The sequence below is a fragment of the Nonomuraea sp. NPDC049684 genome (assembly GCF_044465345.1).
Lineage (GTDB): Bacteria > Actinomycetota > Actinomycetes > Streptosporangiales > Streptosporangiaceae > Nonomuraea.
Genome location: NZ_JBITLO010000001.1, coordinates 562,962 through 583,139, shown reverse-complemented (window position 1 = coordinate 583,139; position 20,178 = coordinate 562,962). Strand labels below are relative to the sequence as shown.

Sequence of the window (20,178 nt, the reverse complement as noted above, 5' to 3'; positions counted from 1 at the left end):
GCCCGCGGTACTCGGCCGCCGCGCCCGGCTGTCGCGCGCGGCGTTCTCCCGCCGGTTCACCCAGTTCGTCGGCCGGCCGCCGCTGTCCTACCTGACCTGGTGGCGGCTGAGCACGGCCGCGCGCATGCTGCGCGACTGCGACGCCGCGCTGAGCACGGTCGCCGCCGCGGTCGGCTACGGCTCGGAGTTCGCCTTCGCCAACGCCTTCGGGTTCAGCCGTTGGCCTCCAGCAGGCGGGCGCCGAGGGAGGTCAGGTGGTGGTGGACGGCCCGGCCGTCGCGGCGGGTGGCGATCAGCCCGGCGTTGCGCAGCACGGTGACGTGCTCGGAGGCGGTGGAGGCGCTGACCCTGAGCCGCCCGGCCAGTTCGTCCGTACGGCAGCCGTGTCCGCCGACGGCCCGCATCACCCGCGCCCGCGCCCGCCCGACCAGCGCGGCGAGCGTGTCGAAGGGCGGTGACGGCAGCACCTGGCGGCCGCCGTCGGGCATCGGGACCGTGAGCACCGAGCTGCGCCGGTCCCGGGTGGTCGCGATGCCCAGGTAGCGGGGGGAGGCGCCGGAGATCGGATGGAGCAGCAGGCCGCGTCCGCCGAGATCGACCGTGATCGGCGGCCCGCCCGCGACGACCATGCCGCCGCCGTCCCAGGACAGCCGCGGGCTGAGGGTGCTGAGCGCGGAGCCGAGCCCGATCCGCGCCACCGTCTCCTGGTAGGCGGCCAGGCGGGCTTCGAGCCGGCGGCGCATGCCGGGCCATTCCGGGGCGAGGAACCGGTGGAAGAGCACGTACATGCTGTCGGCCAGGGCGCGGCGGAACCGCGCCGGGTCCATGTCGAGGTCGGGCCGTCCCGGCACCCCGCTGAAGCGCCACAGGTCGCCGCCGAACTCGCGCTCCTCGGGCGGGGTGTCCAGGGCGGCGAGCGCGTCGAGCTCGTCGGAGAGCGCGGCGGTCTCGATCGGCGGCGCCACCTCCGAGGTGACCAGGCCCTCGTGCAGGGTGACGCGGGAGGCGCCGCGGTTGAGGATGTCGAGCAGCGGCAGCGTCCGGCGCGGCACGGCCCCGGCGATGTCCCGCCAGATCGAGCCCTTCTCGGTCAGCTCGGGATGGTGGACGCTGAAGGCCACGAAGATCGCGTGGGTCAGGGGCGAGACCACGAACCGGGTGGCCGCGAGGTCGCCCACCTGGAAGTTCAGACGCATGAGCCAATCGTCGCCTGATGATCGATTTCCGGCAATCTTCCGGTTGACGGGGCTAGACCCGCTCCTCCGGGTCGCCGTCCGCCGCGGGGGGCGGGGCGATCTGCAGCGGCGCCGTGGCACCGCCGGTGAGCTCGCGCCCCTGGTCAAGGACGTGGCCGAGCTGCCTGGCCAGCACCGGGACGGTCGCCGGCGGCAGGTACGCGTCCGCGCCGGCGTCGAGCAGCCGCCGGACCGGGCCGTCGTACCGGACGCCGAGCTCCGGGTCCTCGATCTCGGTGACGACCACGCGGGCCTTCGGGAACATCGACCGCAGCCCGCCGATGAGCTGCGGGCTGCCGGCGGGCACCAGCAGCACGTCGGCCGTCGCCGGGGCGGCGTGCATGTCGAGCACCACGTAGTCGGCCCCGAGCCGGTCGGACAGCGCGACCCGGGCGGCGTTCGACAGCTCCATCGCGGTGGCCACGACCGTCACGCTGTCGTGGCCGACCGGCGGCGGCTCGCCGGGCTCGTCCGGCGCCGCGCGGTCCACCACGGCGCCCTGGACCACGTCGACGGTGCTGGAGATCGACGCGATCGACGCGCCGTCCCGCGTGAGGACCAGGCTCTCGCCGGGTTCGAGGGCGTCCACGAGCGCGACGACGTCCTCGGGCAGGCGGGCCACGTCGATCCGCGGCGCCGGACGGGCGGCGCGCCCGCGCTTCACCATGCCCGCGCCCGCGGGTCGCCGCCCGAGCGGATCACCATCCGGACCCCCTTCCGATGCCATGATCTTGTTGGACGCCCCCGCCCGGCCCTTGGTTCGGAGCCGCGCCGAAGTTCGCCCGGATCTAGAGACCGAAGGCCCCGCCCCCGACGAGGATGAGCAGGCCCAGGCCGATCAGCACCGCGGGCAGCAGGACGTGCCCCCACCGGCTCAGGGCGCGGGCGACCAGGGGACGGGTGGCGAAGAGCCGTCCGGCCGCGCACCACACGCCGACCAGGACGAGGAACACGGCGACGTACCCGCCGGTGCCGCCCGGCCCGGCGGTGGCGAAGACCGGCACGTACACGCCGATGTTGTCGCCGCCGTTGGCGAAGGTGACGGCGGCGACCTCCAGGATCCTCGGGCCGCCGTCCGCTTCGCCGTCCGGTTCGCCGTCGTCGCCGTCGCGGCGGTTCCGCCACGCCTGCCAGGCGGCCTTGACGCCCAGGGCGAGGGGAAGCAGCCCCAAGTACGGGATCAGCGACCCGGGCAGGAAGGTCGCCCCGAAGCCCGCCGCCACGGCCACCGCCACGAGGGCGAGGAACCCCAGGTACTGCCCCGCCACGATCCGGACGGCGGCGCCCCGCCTGCCCGCGCCCTGGGCGAAGAACAACGCCAGGATCAGGATGTCGTCGATGTTGGTGACGGCGAACAGCCCCGCGGCCTGCCCGACGATGCCCAGATTCACCAGAGGGGGTCCTTCTGTCCGGAGATGCCCGGATGACCCTACCGGGGCGTAGGAGGGCCAGGGAGCCGCCGATGCGCCGTCCCACGCCGGACGGGTCCGGCCGAGTACGGCCGAGGCGCTGTTGGACACCGCGCCGGGACGGCTTCGCTGTCGTTCACCGGACGCGGGCGGGCACGCCCGGCCGCGTCCCGGAGCGCGTCGGCCGCTTGCGCCGACCCCGACCGAAGGAGACCACCATGCGCGCACGCAGCGCACTCACAGCCGCCGCCGTCGCCGCCGCCCTGACATCGCCCCCCGGCCCGGCGCACGCCGGGCCGCATCTCCGGGCGGCCGACGGGCCGTGCCGGGCCGAGCAGACCCACCGCGTCGGCGGCGGCGTCATCAAGTACGAGCAGTTCGGGGCGCGGTCCGTCTGCCCGCCCGGCACCTACCAGCACTGGCACCAGGTCCACATCCGCTGCGGGATCGAGCCGGAGCGGCCCGGGCCCATGGTGGGCGGCACGTCGGTCTCGGAGGAGTGGTGCCCCAAGAACACCCTGCTCCACGACTACTGGGTCACCCAGGGACCTCAGGAGGGCTGACCGGCGAGGGGACGGTCAGCCCGTCCGGCGGCCGTCCCCCGCGCGCGTCCAGGCCGGGGCCCACGTCCCGGCCTGGCGCTCGCCCGCCGTGGCGGCCAGGTGGGCGCGCAGGGTGGCCAGCGCCGGGTGCGGGTTGTCGCGGCGCCACAGGAGCGAGTGCGGGTAGACGGGCGTGGGGCCGGTCACCGGGATGCGGCGCAGCCCGTGACCGGCGGGCCAGACGAGCCGGGTCCGGTCGCCCATGAACGTGGCCAGGGCCGGGGTGTCGGCGATGGTGTCGAGCAGCACGTCGGAGCCGAAGTTCGGGCCGGTCGCCTCGATGCTGAGGCCGAACTCGGCGACCAGGTCGTCGTAGAAGGCGGTCCACTCCGTGCCGGGGGCGAGGCCGGGCATCCAGATCCGGTGTCCGGCGAGCTGTCCGAGGGTCACCGAGCGGGCGTCGGCCAGCGCGTGGGCGGGGCCGGTGAGGAGCTGGAGGGCCTCGTCGGCCACCCAGGCGGACTCGACGTCGTCGGGAAGGGGCCGGCCGGGCATGGCGACGGCGCGGAAGGAGGCGTCGATCGTGCCGGACCGGATGGCGGAGACGGCCGCGTCGATGTCGAACAGCATCACCACGTCGAGGTCGATGCCGGGGTAGGCGTGATGGAAGCCGCGCATCAGGCCCGACCCCACGCCGCGCGAGGCCAGCACGTCCACCCGCAGCGGACGGCTGCCCGGCCGTACGGACGCGACCGCCCGCTCGGCGACCCGCAGCAGCTCGCGGGCGTGCGGCAGGAACGCCTGCCCGTCGATGGTGAGCTTCGTGCCGCGCGGGGTGCGGGTGAACAGCCGCACGCCGAGGTCGCGTTCCAGGGCGGCGATGCGCTTGGAGACGGCCTGCTGGGTGACCGCCAGGTCGGCGGCGGCCTCCTGGAACTGCCCCGCCTCGGCGGCGGCGACGAAGGTCCGGACGATGTCGAGGTCCATGCGCACACCTTACGGACACAACCGCCGGTTGTGCGGATCGGGCCGTCCGGTTGTTTGATCTCCTGCTCACCGGCCCGATTGGATGCTCCCGATCGCATATCGGTTGTACGAGTGACGGGAAGCATCGCACATGAGGGACGGGCACCGGCTGGGCCGCCGGTTCGGATGGTTGTGGGCGGCGTACGGCACCAGCGCGCTCGGCACGTGGCTCGCCTTCGGCGCGTTCCCGCTGATCGCCGTCCAGGTGCTGCACGCCGGGCCGGCGGAGGTCGCGGCGCTGTCGGCCGTCGGCGCGGCGGTGGGCGCGGCCGTGGCGGTGCCGCTCGGCCCGTGGGTGGAGTTCCGCCGCAAGCGGCCCGTGCTGATCGGGGCGGACCTGGCGCGGTTCGCGGCGCTGCTGACGATCCCCGCCGCGTTCGCGCTCGGCGTGCTCACCTTCGTCCAGCTCCTGCTGGTCTCGGTCGTGGTGGCGGCGGCCGACATCACCTTCCGCGCCGCCTCCGGGGCGTACCTCAAGGCGCTGCTGCCCGGCGAGCACCTGCTCGTCGCGAACGCCCGCCTGGAGTCCACGACCTGGACGACCACCATCGTCGGGCCGCCCCTGGGCGGCGCCGCCATCGCGCTCCTCGGCCCGGTCGCGACGGTGGTGGCCGACGCGGTCAGCTACCTGCTGTCGGCCCTGGGCGTCCGCGCGACGGGCGGCGGCGAGCCGCGCCCCGGACGCCGGGAGCCCGCGCGCGTGCGCGCGGGCGACCTGCTCGACGGCTGGCGCCACATCCTCGCCGACGCCGCGCTGCGCCCGCTGTTCCTCAACACCGCCCTGTTCAACGGGCTGCTGATGGCCGCCGACGCGCTGCTGGCCGTCCTGATGCTCGGCCGGCTGGGGTTCACCTCCTGGCAGTACGGACTCGCCTTCGCCGTGCCCGCGATCGGCGGGCTGCTCGGGGCGCGGCTGGCCCGTCCGCTGGTCACCCGGTTCGGGCAGCACCGCGTCCTGGTCGCGACCGGGACGCTGCGCGCGGTGTGGCCCGTCGGGCTGGCCTTCGTGGGGCCGGGCACCGGAGGGCTGCTGCTGGTGATGGGCGTCGAACTCGGGCTCATCTTCTGCTGCGGCGTCTTCAACCCCGTCTCGGCCACCTACCGCCTCGAACGCACCCCGAACGACCGGATCACCCGCACGCTGTCGGCCTGGTCGGTGACGACCAAGGCGTCGACCGCGCTGCTGACGGCCCTGTGGGGGGTGCTGGGCGCGCTGCTCGGCCCCCGTACGGCCATCGGCCTGGCCGGCCTGTTCGTGCTGGCGACCACGCTGCTGCTTCCCCGGCGCGCCGCCGCGGCCCTTCCCGAGCCGGCGCCGGCGCCCCACTCCTGAAACCCCTCATCACCAAGGAGACGACGATGACCGTCACGTCACCCGAGCTCGACCCCCGCACGGCCGCGCTGCTCGTCCTGGACCTCCAGCAGGGCGTGCTCGCCTCGCTCCCCGGCCCGGAGGAGCGGGAGGCGCTGCTGTCCCGGGTGGCCGACGCCGCCGCCGGCATGCGCGCGCACGGCGCCGCCGTCGTCCACGTGCGGCTCGGCTTCACCGAGGCCGACTGGGCGGCGATCCCGGCCGCCAACCCGACGTTCTCGCTCATCGGGCGCGGACGCCTGCTGCATCATGAGGACCCCGGCGCGGACTTCCACCGGCGGGTCGCGCCCGAGCCCGGGGACCTGGTCGTCCGCAAGACCCGGGTGGGCGCGCTGTCCACGACGGACCTCGACCGCCGGCTGCGGGCGCGCGGCGTCACCACCCTGGTCGTCGCCGGGCTCACCACCAGCGGCGCCGTGCTGTCCACCGTCGCCGACGCCGCCGACCGCGACTACCGGCTGCACGTCCTGTCGGACGGGGTCGCCGACCCGGACCGGCACGTCCACCAGGCGCTGATGAGCGGCGTGTTCCCGAGACTGGCCCACCTCGTCGACACCGCCGGGCTGCGCTCGCTCCTGCGCGAGCGCCGATGAGCGGGATCGCGCGCCGCCCGGTTGGATTTCACTTTCGTATCGCGGGCGGGCCGGATCATCCGCGCCCCCAATACTGGGTGCATGGCTCCCTCGAACGGCGACTTCGACGCGTTCGCCTCGATGATCGACGAAAGAGTGACGGCCCGCGGGGGCGTTCCGGCGCTGGTCGTGCGGATCTTCAAGGGCGCCCGGGCGGCCGCCCCCGGCGTCGTGGTCGAGGCGCTGGCCCGCCGGCTGCGCACGGCGGACGACCGGCCCCTCGTCCCGTACGCCGAGATCGACGGGGCCGTTGACCTGGGCGGGATCGTCGTCCAGCTCGGCAACACGACGCCACGCGGCTGGGGCACAGTACGTTTTCCCCGTTATCGAGCCATAAAAGCGATAAATGACGGTGACCCGGCAACCGGCGCATTAGAGCTGGCATTTCACGACCTTCACCCAAATCTCGCCTATTTCGTACGGAGTGCCAACCAAGTAGGCGGATTGTCGTTGTTTTTCCAGGTTCTGCTGTTCATCGTGGCGGGCTGGGCGATCCGCGGAGTCTTCCGCTGGTCGTGGCGCCGCCGGACCCGCGGCTGGTTCCCCGGCTACATCGGGCACGACAAGGCCGACTTCTTCCCCGAAGCCGGCCGGCTCATGTGGGGCCCCGACCTGGACAGGCAGGAGGGGGCCCTGCTCCGGGCGCTCCTGTGCGACCTGGAGGCGGCCTTCACGCCCAGGCTGTCGCCGTGGCGGCGGCGTCGCCGCAGCAGGTTCGTGCTCTTCGTCACCGGCGACGCCGCGCTCACCGACCGCGTCGCCGAGGCCGTACGGGACACCCGCGTACGTCGCATGGTCGTGATCGCCGCGCCGGCGTCCGACGCCGAGGCCCCTGGCCCCGACCTGCGGTGGACGGCGAGCGCTCCCGGCGGCAAGGCCGCCCTCGACCCGGCGGACGGCGTCATCCAGGGGACCGGCGGCCTCGACGCCGCCGCCCTGGCGGGCCGGAGCAGGATCCCCGTGCGGCTCGGCAGCCCCGCGCTCGCCGCGACGGAGGCCGTGGCGCAGGGCCTGGCCGCCGTCGGCCTGGCGGCGGTGCTCGCGATCCCCTGGCTGCCCCCGATCCGGCCGCCGGACACCTCGTGCCTCGCGCGACCGGCGCCCGGCCAGGCGAGCCCGACCTCCCCGGTCCCCGACGCCGCCGGGGCGAAGAGCCTCTACGCCGCCGACAAGCAGCGGATCGAGGCCGAGAACGCCAGGGTCGAGGCCAAGGAGAAGCAGGGATACACCGTCAAGACCGTGGTGTACCTCGGCTCCGGCGTCGCGGCCTTCGAGCACCCCGAGTACAACGGCGTGCTCCCCGAGCTGCGCGGGATCCGGCTGGCCCAGCAGAAGATGAACGACATGGCGGAGGCCACCCCGCACAGCCGGCGCAACTACGACGGCAACGTCTTCGTGCGGGTGAACGTCCAGGAGGCCGGGGCCGGGTACGCGAAGGCGCCCGAGATCGCGCGCCGGATCGCGGCCCAGCCGGACCGGAAGGTGCTCGGCGTCATCGGGCTGGGCGAGAGCAGGAAGGAGACGATCGAGGCCCAGCGGATCCTCGGCGACGGCGGCCTGCCCATGCTGGGCATCGGCGCCACCTCCGAGACCTTCCAGTCGCACCCGCTCTATCACCAGGTCTCCTACGACAACCCGGAGCAGGCCCGGCTCATCGCGGCCTTCGTCAGGAACGCCGGCGTCATCCCCGCCGCGGACGGCACCTGCGCCCCCGCCGCGTCGGCCGTCGTCATCGGCGATCCCGACGACGACTACAGCAAGACCCTCAGCGACGACTTCGCCGCCGAGTTCCGGCCGAGCACCCGGCTGTGGTTCTCGCCGTCGAACAAGAGCCCGCAGCCCGGCGGCAAGACCGTGTACAGCCTGCCGGCGCTGGCCGACGAGACCTGCGCGATCGTCGCCAAGGACCCGCGGCGCACCCTGGTCCTGTGGCCGGGACGGGCCCAGCGGCTGCGCGACTTCCTGCAGACCGTCAAGGGCAAGAACGCCTGCCCGAGCGCCCTCACCGTGCTGGCCGGGGCCGACGTCACCACCACGGTGACGCGGGCGCAGCAACTGTCGTTCGACGGCGTCACGCTGTACTACTCGGCGCACGCGCTGCCCAGCCGGCCGCCGAACGAGATGGGCAAGGAGTACCTCGCCCGCTACTCCGCCGCCTACGGCCACGACGCCTGGTACGACCACTGGCGCGGGCCGCTCGCCTACGACGCCCTCATGACCATGGCCACGGCCGTCAACACCGTCTGCCAGCTCAACAAGGCGGCGGGGTGCGGGCGGGGCTCGGTGCAGGTCCTGTCCTCCTTCGGCGTCGGCGGCGACGCCGGCCTGCGCGGCGCGACGGGGACGATCGTCTACCCGAGCGATCCCCGCAACGCGTCGGGCGCGGTGACCGTCGTGCCGTCCGACAAGCGGTTCCTCATCCTGCGCGACACCCCCCAAGGGCCGGTGGTGGCCATGGAGTGCGGCCGCCGCGACGGCGGCGACGTGAAGACCACCTGGGGCCCGCACGACGAGTTCGCCTGCCCCCGCCGCTGACCCGCCGACCCCGGCGCCGACCCCGGGGGGCACCGTCGCTCACCTGTCGCCGGGCTCCGCGGGACAGGGGTCGCCGACGTGGACGTGCGGCACCGGGTGGAGCACCTTGCGCCGCCGCTCGGTCAGTCCGCCGAGCCAGGACTCGTCGTAGACGTAGCCGTACCTGCTGCCCGCCCATACCGGGCCGTAGCGGTAGATGACCACGCGGCGCTCGCCGGGGTTGGTCCGGGTGGAGCCGCCGTGCATGAGCCCGTCCACGAAGAGCAGCGCGTCGCCCTTCTCCAGGTGGACGGGGATCGCGCCCGGCAGGGTGTCCATGCGGTCGCCCCTGGCGTAGTCGCCGCCCAGCGGGTGCCGGAAGTTCGACTTGTGCGAGCCCGGCACCACCATCGTCGCGCCGTCGCCCTCGCCGATGTCGGTCAGCGCGAGGATGATGTTGACCTGGCCGCAGCGGAAGACGCCGTGGTCGTAGCGGTAGCCGCAGCGCAGCGCGGTCCGGTAGCCGCCGGAGTGCACGGGGTGGTGGCCGCCCGACTCGCGGATCGAGGCGATCGTCTCGTCCACGAAGACGCCGGGGATGTAGCTGTCCTCCTCGCCCGCGTAGTGCCTGACCAGGTCGAACCAGCTCGGGTGGTCGACCAGCTCCTCGAACGGCCGGCCCGCCGCCACCGCCTGGTGCAGCTCGAAGCCGGTCTCCGGGGTGTAGTCGCGGCGCTGGGCGCCCCGGTACCACTCGCCCCTGGCCAGGTGGCGGGGGAAGGCGTCGAACTCCTCGTTGAGCCGCCGCAGCAGATCCGCGTCCACGGCGTTCCTGAGGATCAGGTAGCCGTTGAGGTCGAACAGGAAGTCGTCCAGCTCGGACATGGTGGAACCTCCGGGGTGTGGTGAGATGCCGCCACTCTGCCGCGACGACCTCATTCCGGTCATCCACCCGGAAGATCGGAGATGTCGCATATCCTCAAGGTGTGCGATCCCTCGCCCAGGTCATCGGCCTGCAGGCGTTCCACGTGACGTCGGGCCCCATGCCCCGCTCCCACCTCCACCCCGAGGTCGAGTTCAACCTCGTCCTGTCGGGCACCGCCAGGTACGCGACCGCCGGCGGCGAGGTGGACCTGCCGCCCGGCCGGCTCGCCGTCTTCTGGGGCGGCTACCCGCACCGGCTGCTCACGGCCGAGGGCGTGGACTTCCTCTGGGCCACCGTCCCGCTGAGCGCCGTCATCGGCCACGACCCGCTGCGCGGCGCGGTCGAGCGGGCGCTGTCGGGAGAGTTCCTGTACGGCACCGCCGCCGAGGGCGAGCACGACCGTTTCCTCATGAGCCGCTGGGACCGGGAGCTGCGCCACGAGCCCGCCCCCGATGTGGCCGAGGTCTGCCTGCTGGAGATGCACGCCCGGCTGGCCCGCCTGACCGGCGGGCCGCGCGGGACGGCGCCTGCCGAGGCGGCGGCGGCCGGATCGGCCGAGCGGATGCTGGCCGTGATCGCCCGCCGCTACACCGACCGGCTGTCGGTCGAGGAGATCGCCGACGCCGCCGGGGTGCACCCCACCTACGCGGCCCTGGCCTTCAAACAGGCCCTCGGCATGCCCGTCTGGCAGTACGTCACCCGGCTGCGGGTCGCCCACGCCTGCCGGTTGCTGCTGGTCACCGGCTGGGGCGTCGACCGGGTCGCGCACGCCAGCGGCTTCCAGACGCGGTCGAGCTTCTACCGCGCCTTCGGCGAGTCGTCCGGCCTGACCCCCACCGAGTTCAGACGGCGGGCGACCGCCGACGGGGGATGCCCGCCGTGACGCCCGCCGGGAGGCGCACGGTGACGCGCAGGCCGCCGGACGGGCGGGGGACGAGGTCGAGCGTCCCGTCGTGCGCCCGGACGATGCTGCCGACGATCGCCAGCCCCAGCCCGACCCCCGCGTGATCGGCACGGACCCGCTCGGTGCCGCGCCGGAACGGCTCCACCAGCGTGGGCACCACGTCCCGGGGCAGCTCGTCGCCGGTGTTCTCGACGGCGAGGGTCGCCGTCCCGGCGTGCACGGCGGTCGTGACCCACACCGTGCCCTGTCCGGCCAGGTTGTGCACGATGGCGTTGTGCACGAGGTTCGTCGCCATCTGGAGCAGCAGCGCGGGTGAGCCGGTGGCGGGGGCCGGGTCGCCGGCGGTCTCGACGGCGAGGCCGCGCCGCTCGGCCAGGGGGAGCAGCGTCTCGACGGCCTCCTCCGCGATCAGCGACAGGTCGACGCGCTCGCGCGGGAAGGACCGCTGGTCGGCGCGGCTGAGCAGGAGCAACGCCTCGGTGAGGTCGATCGCCCGGGTGTTGACCAGGTGGAGGCGGTCGACGAGCTCGGCGGGGTCGCGGGTGGGGTCGGTGCGGGCGACGTCGAGCAGCGTCCGGGCGACGGCGAGCGGGGTGCGCAGCTCGTGGGAGGCGTTGGCGGCGAATCTCCGCTGCTCGGCGACGTGCGCTTCGAGCCGGACGAGCATGGTGTCGAAGGCGTCGGCGAGCTCGCGCAGCTCGTCCGCGCGGCCCGGCAGCCGGATGCGGTGGGACAGCGAGCCGCCGGTGGCCCTGCGGGCGGCGTCGGTGATGCGGGTCAGGGGCGCGAGCATCCGCCCGGCCAGCAGCCACCCGCCCACCAGCCCGAACACCAGCAGGAACGCCAGCACGACAGCCGCGACCGGGGCGAACGACCGCACGATGGCCGAGCGGTTGATCAGGAAGTCGCCGGTGGAGTAGATGGCGTCGTCGGGGAGGCCGCGCATGTAGTAGACCCCCACCGCGCCGAGCGGCAGGAGGCCCGCGACCAGGAGGAACCCGGCGTAGCTCAGGGTGAGCTTGAGCCGCACGCTCAGGCCGGGGGCCCTATCCATGGTCCTGCCCCTCGCACCCGGCGGCGGGCGCAGTGTCGATGCGGTAGCCGACCCCCGCCACGGTGGCGATCACCCAGGGCTCGCCGAGGCGCTTGCGGAGGGACGAGACCGTGATGCGGACGGCGTTGGTGAAGGGGTCGGCGTTCTCGTCCCACGCCCGCTCCAGGAGCTCTTCGGCGCTGACGACCCCGCCCTCGGCGGCGACCAGGACTTCCAGCACGGCGAACTGCTTGCGGGTGAGCGGGACGTAGCGGCCGTCGCGGAAGACCTCGCGGCGGAACGGGTCCAGGCGCAGGCCCGCGATCTCGCGCACCGGCGGCCTGCTGTGGCACCGCCTGCGGTCGAGCGCTCTGAGCCGGAGCACGAGTTCGCGCAGCTCGAACGGCTTGGTGAGGTAGTCGTCGGCGCCCAGCTCGAACCCGCTGGCCTTGTCGTCGAGCCGGTCGGCGGCGGTGAGCATGAGGATGGGCATGCCGCTGCCGGAGGCGACGATGTGCCCGGCGATCTCGTCACCCGAGGGGCCCGGGACGTCCCGGTCGAGGACGGCGATGTCGTAGGCGTTGACGCTCAGCAGCTCCAGGGCGGTGTGCCCGTCGCCGGCGATGTCGGCGGCGATCGCCTCCAGGCGCAGGCCGTCGCGGACGGCTTCGGCCAGATAGGGCTCGTCCTCGACGATCAGTACCCGCATACCCCTGACCGTACGGCCCGGGGCCTATCGCCGGCATATGAAAAATCCCATACGGGCCGGCAACGGCCCGCCGCCTTGACTGGCGGCATGATGACCAGCGGACCAGCACGAACGGCAGCCCGCCGGACCCGGTCGGCCCCGGTGGCCGCGCTCGTCGTCCTCGGCGTGACGCTCGCGGCCGGCGTCGTCGTCCACCGGGCGGCGTCACAGACCGTCGCGGCCGAGGGGGCCGTGCCCGACGGTGTGACGGTCTTCGACGACGGGATCCCGGCCGTCGCCGGCCTCGACGCCGAGCTGCTCGGGGCCCTGCGCCGGGCGGCGGCCGGGGCCGCGGGCGACGGGGTCGAGTTCGTCGTCAACAGCGGCCGGCGTTCCCCGGCCTACCAGGAACGGCTGCGCCGGGAGGCGGTCGCCCGGTACGGCTCGGAGCGGGAGGCCGCCCGATGGGTCGCCTCCCCGGACACGTCGTTGCACGTGTCGGGGGACGCGGTCGACCTGGGTGCGGAGGCCGCCGGATGGCTGTCGGCGCACGGCGCCGCGTACGGGCTGTGCCAGATCTACCGGAACGAGCCCTGGCACTACGAACTGCGCCCGAATGCCGTCGAGCGCGGCTGCCCGCGCATGTACGCCGACCCGACCCGCGACCCGAGGCTGCGGCGGTGACCGTCAGGACAACGGCACGCCGCGGTAGGCGCGCCAGAGCGCCAGGTCGTAGCCCAGGCCCAGGGCCGCGCCGAGCAGCAGGGGAGCGCCCAGCGCGGCCAGCGTGCCGGTCAGCATGGTGGTGGCGGCGATCGGCGCGACCGAGACGGCGACGCTGCGGGCCAGGCTGGTCATGCTGGCGGCGGCCGTACGCTGCCCCGGCGGGACGACCGCGGCCGTGAACGCCTGCCGCGCCGGCACGTCGATCTTGGACACCGTCTGCCGGAGCAGCAGCAGGACGACGGCGGTGGCCAGGTCCGGGGCGAACGGGATGCAGGCCAGCAGCAGGTTGGCCACGGTGTGGGGGAGGAGCATCGTGGCCAGCAGGCCGCGCCGGGCGGCCAGCAGCGGCGCGGTGAGCTGGGCCAGGGCCGGCAGCAGGTTGGCGGCGAAGAACACCAGGCCGAGCTGGGTGGTCGTCGCGCCGAAGCGATGGGCGAACCACCAGGCCAGCACCGCCTGGACGGCCAGCCCGCCGGCCAGCGCGTCCAGGGCGGACAGCCCGGCCAGCAGCCGGATCCGGCCGGGAGCCCGCCCGCGACGCCGGTCCTGGCCGGGGGCCGCGGTCCGGGGCGGCTCGGCCTGCGGCGTCAGGCGCCAGAACAGCGTCACCGTCCCGGCCGCCAGGAGCGCGTAGAGGGCGAAGGCGGCGTCGGGGGCCGACGTCCAGGTCTGCAGCCCGAGCGCGGCGGCGGCCAGCGCGCCCAGCGCGCCGGAGGCCAGCGCGGTGACGTTGTAGCAGGTGAAGACGGACGTGTGCCGGGCCGGGGCGCAGGTCTGGGCGAGGATGGCCTGCTCGACCCCGGAGAAGGGCGTGTTGTCGTTGGTGGAGGGCGAGATCGTCCCGATGAAGGCGGCGGCGATCAGGACGGGGTAGGACTCGCTGAGCGCGAACACGACCCCGGTCACCGCCATCAGGCAGCCGCAGGCGATCAGCGTCCGGCGCCGCCCCCACGCGTCGGCGAACAGGCCCAGCAGCAGGCTCGCGAACACCGATCCGGCGGCGGCCACGGCCAGCAGCAGGCCGGTCTGCCAGGGGGCGTCGCCGTCCTGGGTGAGCAGTTCGGCGAGGAGCACGCTGGTGCAGCCGTACCCGAAGGTCCGCAGCGCCCGAGCCGCGACGACCAGCAGCCCGTTACGCCCTAGTTCGACCGGAAACAGGCTCCTGGCCTGCGTGTTCGGCATGGGGCATCATGCCTCGGGCGGCCCGGTGGACGTGCCGCGAACACGCCGAGACGCACGACGACATCGCGCGGGCCCGCCGCCGCGTCAGGCGGCGGGTTCGAGGTGGACGTGCAGGTCGGTGGCGTGGGCCGGGGCGGGGTGGCCGTCCGGGTCGGTGACGGCGGTCACGGCCAGGCCCGCGGCCGCGGCCAGCTCCGCGAACAGCTCGCGGGGGTACCAGTGCAGGACCCACGGGCGTTCGGCGACGGTGACGTCCGGGCCGTGGTGGCGTTCGTAGCGCAGGAGGGTCGTCTGCGTCCGGGCGGCTTCGTCGCGGCGCTGGGAGACGACGGACACCCGCAGCGCGGCGCCGTCGGGGGCGACGGCCGTGCGCGCCCGGCCGAGCTGGTCGGCCGGGACAGGGCCGGGGGTGAACAGCGGCACCAGCGCGACGCCGCCCTCGTCCAGGTGGGCCCGGATGCCGCGCAGGGCGGCCAGCGCCGTGGCGTCGTCGGGGAGCAGGGTGAAGGTCGGCCCGGCGAGGAAGATCGCCCGGTAGCGGCGAGGCAGGCGCAGGCTCTCCATGCGCTGGTGGAACAGCGTCACGGGCACCTCCAGCTCGCCGGCCCGGCGCCGGAGCCGGGCCAGCATGTCCGCGGAGGAATCGACGCCGTCGACCTCCAGGCCGCGCCGGCGCAGCTCCAGCAGGGGATCGCCGTCCCCGCACCCCAGCTCCAGCGCGGGGACGCCGGCCCGCTCGACGAAGGCGGCATAGGGCTCCGGGTCCTGGGAGACGGATTTCAGCGGCCCGTAGAGCTCCGCGACCAGACCGGTGTAGAAGTCAGCTGGATCCACCTTGATCACAGTACGCACGTGATCCAGCCGGTTCACTCCATTTTCGAGCCCGGGACGGCCGCCGGGACGTTCCAGAAGCCGGCGTACCGGCCGCCGCGGCGCAGCAGCTCGTCGTGGCCGCCCGCCTCCACGATCCGGCCGCCGTCGAGGAAGACGACGCGGTCGGCGCGCCGGACGGTCCGCAGGCGATGGGCGACCATGACCACCGTCCGCCCCGCCATCAGGCGCTCGACGCCCTCCTGGACGGCCGCCTCGTTCACCGGGTCCAGCGCGGAGGTCACCTCGTCCAGCAGCACGACGGGGGCGTCCTTCAGCAGCGCCCGCGCGATCGAGACGCGCTGACGCTCACCGCCGGACAGCAGCGCCCCGCCCTCGCCCACCACCTTGGCCAGCTCGCCCGTGCGGCGGGCGGACAACCAGCCGAGCGGCACGCGCCCGAGCCGGTCGGCCAGCCGCCGCCGTAACGACAGCTGCACCCGGCCGTCGAGCACGTGCCCGAGCGCCGACGACGCGCCCGTCAGCAGCAGCCGCACGAACAGCCCGGCCACGCCCGCGAGCACCGCGGCCCGGACGCGACCGGCGTCCACCGGGCCCGGCGACAGCAGGACGGGGCCCACCTCGACGACCGCCAGCAGCGGCGCCAGGCCCGCGACCGCGCCGATCACCTGCGCCACGACGACGGCGACGAACGCCGGGACGTGCGGGCGCAGCAGCCCGCCCCCGCCCGGCTCCGGCGGCGGGACGGCCTCGGGCGGCTCGGGGGCGGGGCGGTGTGCCCGGCTCGGATCGCGGCTGCCGGTCATGGGGTCCTCCAATTCCGCTACCTGAAGTATCGATACTTACGGTAGCGCAATCGGATATCGTTCAGGCATGTCCCGAGCGAGCACTCCCGCCAGACCGCCCGGTCGCCCGCGCGCCGGCGTCAACGCCGAGGTGTTCGCCGCCACGTTGCGCACCGTCCACGAGCTCGGCTACGCGCGGGCCACCGTCGAGCGCATCGCCGCCGCGGCCGGGGTGGCGAAGACGACGGTCTACCGGCGCTGGCCGACGAAGGGCGAGCTGATCGTCGACTGCCTGCTCGACGCGTTCGGCCCGGCGCCGCTGGAGGGCGCCGACCGGGCCGGGATCATGTCCTCGACCATCCGCTGGATCGCGGGGAAGATCAGCGAGCCGGGCACGGGCGACGCGTTCGCGGGGGTGTTCAGCGACGCCGTCAGCGACCCGGCCCTGCGCGAGGTCCTGTCCACCCGGTTCCAGGACCCGTACCGGCTCGCGCTCCAGGAGGCGCTCGGCGAGCCGGAGCAGCGCGTCCTGCTCTACATCGACGTCGTCGTCGGCACCTTGCTCCACCGGATGGGCATGACCGGCGAGCCGATGGTCGAGGCCGACGTCGACGCGCTGATCGAGATGGTTCTGCGGCACTTCGCCGGCGACACCCCCGGGGCGCCGGGCGCCTGAGGGGTGCGGGGGAGTGGGCAGGCCGGGCGTGGTCGTGCGCCGACGCCCGGCGCCCTGCCGGTCAGGGGGTCACGACACCCCGGAGGCGATCTTGTTCAGCAGGCCCTGGCTGCCGGAAGCGGCCGGGGCGGACTTGTGGGCGTGGGCCGTGCCCGCCGGAGCCGGCCAGGCGGGGCCGAAGCCGGGGTAGGGGTGGGGCAGTGGCACGGGCGCGGCCGCGTGGGCCGGGCCGGCCGGCGCGGTGAAGGCCAGGGCGCCGGCCACGGCGGCGGCGATCGCGAGACCGGCTGATCCGCGTCTTCTCTTGAACATTTCGAGATCCCCTCGACGTGGTCTGGAAGGACCGCCGAGAGTAGCAGATTGTCATATCTCAAGTACAGAGAGTCACAAGGCGTGCGATGAGGCAGTAGCGTGACCGCACGTGAGCGATTACACGGTGTCACCGCCGGTCGAGCCCAGGTCCCTGCGGCGGTGGGTGGTGCTGCTGCTGTGCTGGGCCTCGCTCACCATGACCTCCGTCGACCGGTCCACCTGGGGGCCGGCGTCGTTGCAGGCGGGCGAGGCGCTGGGGGTCTCGCTGGCGGGGCTGGGGGCGTTCGCGACGGCGTACTACGTCGGTTACGTGCTGTCCAACCTCGGCGGCGGGCTGCTCGGCGACCGGATCGGCAGCCGGGTGGTGTTGTCGGGGTCGCTGTTCACGGCGGGCGGCTTCATGATCGCGTTCGGGTCCGTGCCGTCCGCCGGGGCCGGGATCGCGGTGCAGGCGCTGATCGGGCTCTGCGCGGGGGCCGACTTCGCGGCGGGCGTCAAGCTCATCGCGTCCTGGTTCGGCGAGCGGGAGCGCGGGCTGGCGATGGGGGTGTTCACCATGGCCTCCTCGCTCGGCACGATGATCGCCAACGTGCTCGTGCCCCGGCTGATCCAGTGGTACGACTGGCGGGCCTCGTACCACCTGTTCGGGATCGTGTCGATGGGGCTCGCGCTGGTGTGCCTGACGCTGCTGCGCGACCGGCACGAGCCGCCGGCCGCGCGCCCGTCGGTGCGCGGCCTGGCCCGCGACCGCGACCTGCTGCTGATCGGCCTGGCCGGCTTCGGCGGGCTGTGGGGCACGTACGGCTTCGTGACCTGGTCCAACACCCTCATGGTGAAAGGGCACGGGCTCGACCCGGTGGCGGCCGGGACGGTCGTCGTGGTGTTCGCGGCGGCGGGCGCGGTGGGCAAACCGGTCATCGGCCTGGCCACCGACCTGGCCGGACGGGGACGCAAACGCCCGGCGGTCGCCGTGCTGGTGGCCTTCGCCGGCTGCCTGCTGCTGTTCGGCGGCATGGAGACGGAGACGGCCTTCCTGGTGACGGCCGGGTTCGCGGGGCTGGGCGCGTACCTGTACTCGCCGTTGCTGATCGCCATGGTGCCCGGCCTGTCGGGGACGGCGCTGGCCGGCTCGGCGGCGGGCGCGACGAACGCGGTGGCGCAACTGGGCAGCGTGACCGTGCCGGTCGTGGTGGGGGCGGTCTACCAGGCCAGCGGCTCCTTCTCGGCCGCGTTCGCCACCCTGGCCGCCGGGCCGGTGGCGGGCGCGGTGGCGCTGTCCTTCGTCCGCGAGTCACGCGGCCGTCCGAGAACCGGCCGCGCGCCCCAGGTCGGTTCGCCGGCGTGACGGCGCCACCCCAGGGCGCGGGACGCGCGGTCGCCCAGCTGCCCGGCCGACTCCGCGCCGACGACGACCATCCGGCCTGCGCGCCCTCCACCGGGCCGGGGACGAGCTGGCCGCCGCCCACGACTGGCTCGACGTCCCGGACGGCGCCTGGTTTCCCGGGCCCGAGGCCGGGTCAGGCCGTCAGAAGGCGTAGCGGATGCGGCAGTAGGGGAGCCTGGCGGCGATCAGCCCGGTGAGGGCGGCGACGTAGCGGCCCTTGTGGCCGTTGCGGTAGCGGACGTTCCAGCCGCCCGTCTCCGACCGTTTGGCCTGCTGCAGCTCAGGCCGCCACAGCACCTCCTCGGCCTTCGGATGCCAGCCCAGGTTGACCTGGTGGAGCCGGTCGTTGTGGGTCAGGAAGATCACCTCGGCGGCGAGCTGGGCGCGCGCCTCGGGCGACAGCGCGTCGTCGAGCCGCTCCAGCAGCTCGGCCCAGTCCTCCAGCCAGCCGTCCCGGACCACCACCGGGCTCAGGTTGACGTGAACCTCGTAACCGGCCGCGACGAAGTCGTCGATCGCGTCGATGCGCTCGGCGACCGGCGAGGTGCGGATGTCCAGGAGCTTGGAGTCGGCGGCGGGCATGAGGCTGAACCGCACCCGCGTACGCCCCCGAGGGTCCCAGCCGAGCAGGTCGCGGTTGACGTACTTGGTGGCGAAGCTGGCCTTGGCGTTGGGCAGGTCGCGGAAGAGCTCGACCAGGTCCCGGACGTTGTCGCAGATCGTGGCGTCGAGCGAGCAGTCGGAGTTCTCGCCGATGTCGTACACCCACAGGCGGGGATCGACCTGGTTGGGCTCGGTTTTGACGCCCTGACGGCCCGCGTGCCGCCGCAGGTAGCCGGTGATCTGGTCGATGTTGGCGAACACCGTGATCGGGTTGCTGTAACCCTTGCGCCGGGGCACGTAGCAGTAGGCGCACGCCATCGCGCAGCCGTTGGCCGTGGAGGGCGCGATGAAGTCGGCCGAGCGGCCGTTGGGCCGGGCCGTCAGCGACTTCTTGACGCCGAGCACGAGCGCCTCGGTCTTGATCCGCACCCAGCGGGCCACGTTCGCCTCGTCGCCGTACAGCTCGGGGATGCGGTGGTGGCTCTCGACCTCGACGATCTCCGCGCCGGGGAACCTGGCGAGGACCTCCCGGCCGCGCGGCAGCGCGGCCGCCGCGGGCTCGGCGTAGATCCGCCGGACGTCGAGGAGGCCGGTCACGGCCGCTCCGGCTGTTCCATGGGGCAAGAATATGCGGTCCGGGACGCGAGTTGCCAGGTCAGCACGGGTGCGCCGCAGCTTCGGCAGTGCTCGCGCCGGTACACCCAGCGCTCGGAGGGGGCGTCCGGGTCGCTCACCACCTGCCCGGCGTCCCGGCCGAGAGCGAGATGCCTGACCGCCGTGTCCCACAGCCGCCCGGCGGTCTCGGCGGAGACGCCGCGGGCGTTCGGATGCAGGCCGACGAGGAACAGCAGCTCGGCCCGCCACGCGTTCCCGATGCCCGACCACACCTTCTGGTCCAGCACGGCCGCGCCCACCGGCCCGCCGAACGCGGTCAGCCGGGCCACGGCCTGCTCCGGCACGGCGTCCGCGCGCAGCGGATCGGGCCCGAGCGAGTCCCGCAACGCCGCCACCTGCCCGCGGGTCAGCGCCTCGCACCGCGAAGGCGCGATCAGGTCGTAGGCCACCTCGCCGGTCGCCAGCCGCAACCGGGTGCCGGGCCGCGGCGACGTCCCCGGATCGTCGTACCGCAGGAAGATGCCCCGCATGCCCAGGTGGACGTGGACGGTGGGCGCGTCCGCGAAGTGGTACAGCAGGTGCTTGCCGACCGCCTCCACCTCCGTCAGCACCCGCCCGTCCCACGGCCGCGCGTCGAACCGGCCCTGCGGTCCCGCGGCGAGCACCGTCCGCCCGGCCAGGTCCGCGTGCTGCCCAGCGGCGTGCCGGTGGATGAGATGTCCTTCGGGCATGCCGGGGCCATACCCCTGTGAGCTGCGCCGACGCGCTACGCGCGGCCGGTCCA

At 74.2% G+C, this 20,178-nt stretch carries 21 protein-coding genes and 1 pseudogene; 9 read left to right on the top strand and 13 right to left on the bottom strand.

The genetic code is table 11. The features are described from left to right. Positions 1–25: 25 nt before the first annotated feature. Positions 26–319: pseudogene (locus tag ACIBST_RS02730) on the top strand (helix-turn-helix domain-containing protein); the annotation flags it as partial. Here the strand turns inward: ACIBST_RS02730 and ACIBST_RS02725 are convergent. The 3 genes from ACIBST_RS02725 to ACIBST_RS02715 all read right to left on the bottom strand — a co-directional run bounded on the left by ACIBST_RS02725 (position 213) and on the right by ACIBST_RS02715 (position 2,626). Beyond that, complete coding sequence (locus ACIBST_RS02725) at positions 213–1,196, bottom strand: hypothetical protein (RefSeq protein ID WP_397168488.1); 984 nt, start codon at positions 1,194–1,196, stop codon at positions 213–215. The pseudogene ACIBST_RS02730 and the gene ACIBST_RS02725 sit on opposite strands and share 107 nt — an antisense overlap. Positions 1,197–1,248: 52 nt before the next feature. Further along, positions 1,249–1,902, bottom strand: coding sequence for a hypothetical protein (locus tag ACIBST_RS02720; protein WP_397168486.1), 654 nt, complete (start codon positions 1,900–1,902; stop codon positions 1,249–1,251). Positions 1,903–2,023: 121 nt separating this feature from the next. Next, entirely contained in the window at positions 2,024–2,626 is a 603-nt protein-coding gene (locus ACIBST_RS02715) for a cadmium resistance transporter (protein WP_397168485.1), read from the bottom strand. Between the two features lie 236 nt (positions 2,627–2,862). Here ACIBST_RS02715 and ACIBST_RS02710 point away from each other — a divergent pair, with 236 nt between their 5' ends. Beyond that, positions 2,863–3,207: a hypothetical protein gene (locus ACIBST_RS02710; protein ID WP_397168483.1), complete on the top strand. Its 345-nt coding sequence runs from the start codon at positions 2,863–2,865 to the stop codon at positions 3,205–3,207. Between the two features lie 15 nt (positions 3,208–3,222). On the opposite strand, the gene ACIBST_RS02705 is transcribed toward ACIBST_RS02710, so the two are convergent. Then, positions 3,223–4,173, bottom strand: a complete 951-nt coding sequence (locus ACIBST_RS02705) for a LysR family transcriptional regulator (RefSeq protein ID WP_397168482.1) — start codon at positions 4,171–4,173, stop codon at positions 3,223–3,225. A gap of 130 nt (positions 4,174–4,303) precedes the next feature. Here ACIBST_RS02705 and ACIBST_RS02700 point away from each other — a divergent pair, with 130 nt between their 5' ends. The 3 genes from ACIBST_RS02700 (at position 4,304) to ACIBST_RS02690 (ending at position 8,751) form a co-directional block, all read left to right on the top strand. Beyond that, on the top strand, positions 4,304–5,545 hold the full coding sequence (locus ACIBST_RS02700) for an MFS transporter (RefSeq protein WP_397168481.1): 1,242 nt from the start codon (positions 4,304–4,306) through the stop codon (positions 5,543–5,545). A gap of 26 nt (positions 5,546–5,571) precedes the next feature. After that, complete coding sequence (locus ACIBST_RS02695; RefSeq protein ID WP_397168479.1) at positions 5,572–6,177, top strand: cysteine hydrolase family protein; 606 nt, start codon at positions 5,572–5,574, stop codon at positions 6,175–6,177. 81 nt (positions 6,178–6,258) lie between these two features. Next, positions 6,259–8,751, top strand: a complete 2,493-nt coding sequence (locus tag ACIBST_RS02690) for a hypothetical protein (RefSeq protein WP_397168478.1) — start codon at positions 6,259–6,261, stop codon at positions 8,749–8,751. A 39-nt stretch (positions 8,752–8,790) separates the two neighbouring features. On the opposite strand, the gene ACIBST_RS02685 is transcribed toward ACIBST_RS02690, so the two are convergent. Continuing rightward, complete coding sequence (locus ACIBST_RS02685; RefSeq protein WP_397168476.1) at positions 8,791–9,615, bottom strand: phytanoyl-CoA dioxygenase family protein; 825 nt, start codon at positions 9,613–9,615, stop codon at positions 8,791–8,793. Positions 9,616–9,716: 101 nt separating this feature from the next. Between ACIBST_RS02685 and ACIBST_RS02680 the strand changes: the two genes are divergently transcribed. Then, positions 9,717–10,538, top strand: coding sequence for a helix-turn-helix domain-containing protein (locus ACIBST_RS02680; protein WP_397168474.1), 822 nt, complete (start codon positions 9,717–9,719; stop codon positions 10,536–10,538). On the opposite strand, the gene ACIBST_RS02675 is transcribed toward ACIBST_RS02680, so the two are convergent. Further along, a complete protein-coding gene (locus tag ACIBST_RS02675) occupies positions 10,498–11,613 on the bottom strand; it encodes a sensor histidine kinase (protein ID WP_397168472.1) in 1,116 nt (371 codons plus the stop codon). The two genes, ACIBST_RS02680 and ACIBST_RS02675, sit on opposite strands and share 41 nt — an antisense overlap. Further along, positions 11,606–12,301: a response regulator transcription factor gene (locus tag ACIBST_RS02670; protein WP_397168471.1), complete on the bottom strand. Its 696-nt coding sequence runs from the start codon at positions 12,299–12,301 to the stop codon at positions 11,606–11,608. Before ACIBST_RS02670 ends, ACIBST_RS02675 begins: the two co-directional genes overlap by 8 nt. A gap of 87 nt (positions 12,302–12,388) precedes the next feature. Between ACIBST_RS02670 and ACIBST_RS02665 the strand changes: the two genes are divergently transcribed. Continuing rightward, positions 12,389–12,964 carry a D-alanyl-D-alanine carboxypeptidase family protein gene (locus ACIBST_RS02665; protein WP_397168469.1) on the top strand — a complete coding sequence of 192 codons (576 nt, stop codon included), beginning with the start codon at positions 12,389–12,391 and terminating at the stop codon, positions 12,962–12,964. Between the two features lie 3 nt (positions 12,965–12,967). Here ACIBST_RS02665 and ACIBST_RS02660 read toward each other — a convergent pair whose 3' ends face one another. The 3 genes from ACIBST_RS02660 to ACIBST_RS02650 form a co-directional block, all read right to left on the bottom strand. Beyond that, positions 12,968–14,188, bottom strand: a complete 1,221-nt coding sequence (locus ACIBST_RS02660; RefSeq protein WP_397168467.1) for an MFS transporter — start codon at positions 14,186–14,188, stop codon at positions 12,968–12,970. Positions 14,189–14,272: 84 nt separating this feature from the next. Beyond that, positions 14,273–15,022 (bottom strand): class I SAM-dependent methyltransferase, encoded by a 750-nt coding sequence (locus ACIBST_RS02655; RefSeq protein ID WP_397168466.1) that lies wholly within the window; start codon positions 15,020–15,022, stop codon positions 14,273–14,275. Positions 15,023–15,054: 32 nt separating this feature from the next. Next, the gene (locus tag ACIBST_RS02650) at positions 15,055–15,825 is read right to left on the bottom strand and encodes an ATP-binding cassette domain-containing protein (protein WP_397168465.1); all 771 of its coding nucleotides are present in this window, start codon (positions 15,823–15,825) and stop codon (positions 15,055–15,057) included. A 67-nt stretch (positions 15,826–15,892) separates the two neighbouring features. Here ACIBST_RS02650 and ACIBST_RS02645 point away from each other — a divergent pair, with 67 nt between their 5' ends. Then, positions 15,893–16,480: a TetR/AcrR family transcriptional regulator gene (locus tag ACIBST_RS02645; protein ID WP_397168464.1), complete on the top strand. Its 588-nt coding sequence runs from the start codon at positions 15,893–15,895 to the stop codon at positions 16,478–16,480. Between the two features lie 69 nt (positions 16,481–16,549). On the opposite strand, the gene ACIBST_RS02640 is transcribed toward ACIBST_RS02645, so the two are convergent. Next, entirely contained in the window at positions 16,550–16,792 is a 243-nt protein-coding gene (locus ACIBST_RS02640; protein ID WP_397168463.1) for a hypothetical protein, read from the bottom strand. A gap of 109 nt (positions 16,793–16,901) precedes the next feature. On the opposite strand from ACIBST_RS02640, the gene ACIBST_RS02635 reads away from it, so the two are divergent. Then, positions 16,902–18,137, top strand: a complete 1,236-nt coding sequence (locus ACIBST_RS02635) for an MFS transporter (protein ID WP_397168461.1) — start codon at positions 16,902–16,904, stop codon at positions 18,135–18,137. 180 nt (positions 18,138–18,317) lie between these two features. Here the strand turns inward: ACIBST_RS02635 and ACIBST_RS02630 are convergent, their stop codons facing one another. Together ACIBST_RS02630 and ACIBST_RS02625 are read right to left on the bottom strand one after the other, a co-directional pair. After that, complete coding sequence (locus ACIBST_RS02630; protein ID WP_397168459.1) at positions 18,318–19,376, bottom strand: spore photoproduct lyase family protein; 1,059 nt, start codon at positions 19,374–19,376, stop codon at positions 18,318–18,320. After that, positions 19,373–20,125, bottom strand: coding sequence for a DNA-formamidopyrimidine glycosylase family protein (locus ACIBST_RS02625; protein ID WP_397168457.1), 753 nt, complete (start codon positions 20,123–20,125; stop codon positions 19,373–19,375). Before ACIBST_RS02625 ends, ACIBST_RS02630 begins: the two co-directional genes overlap by 4 nt. Positions 20,126–20,178 lie beyond the last annotated feature (53 nt).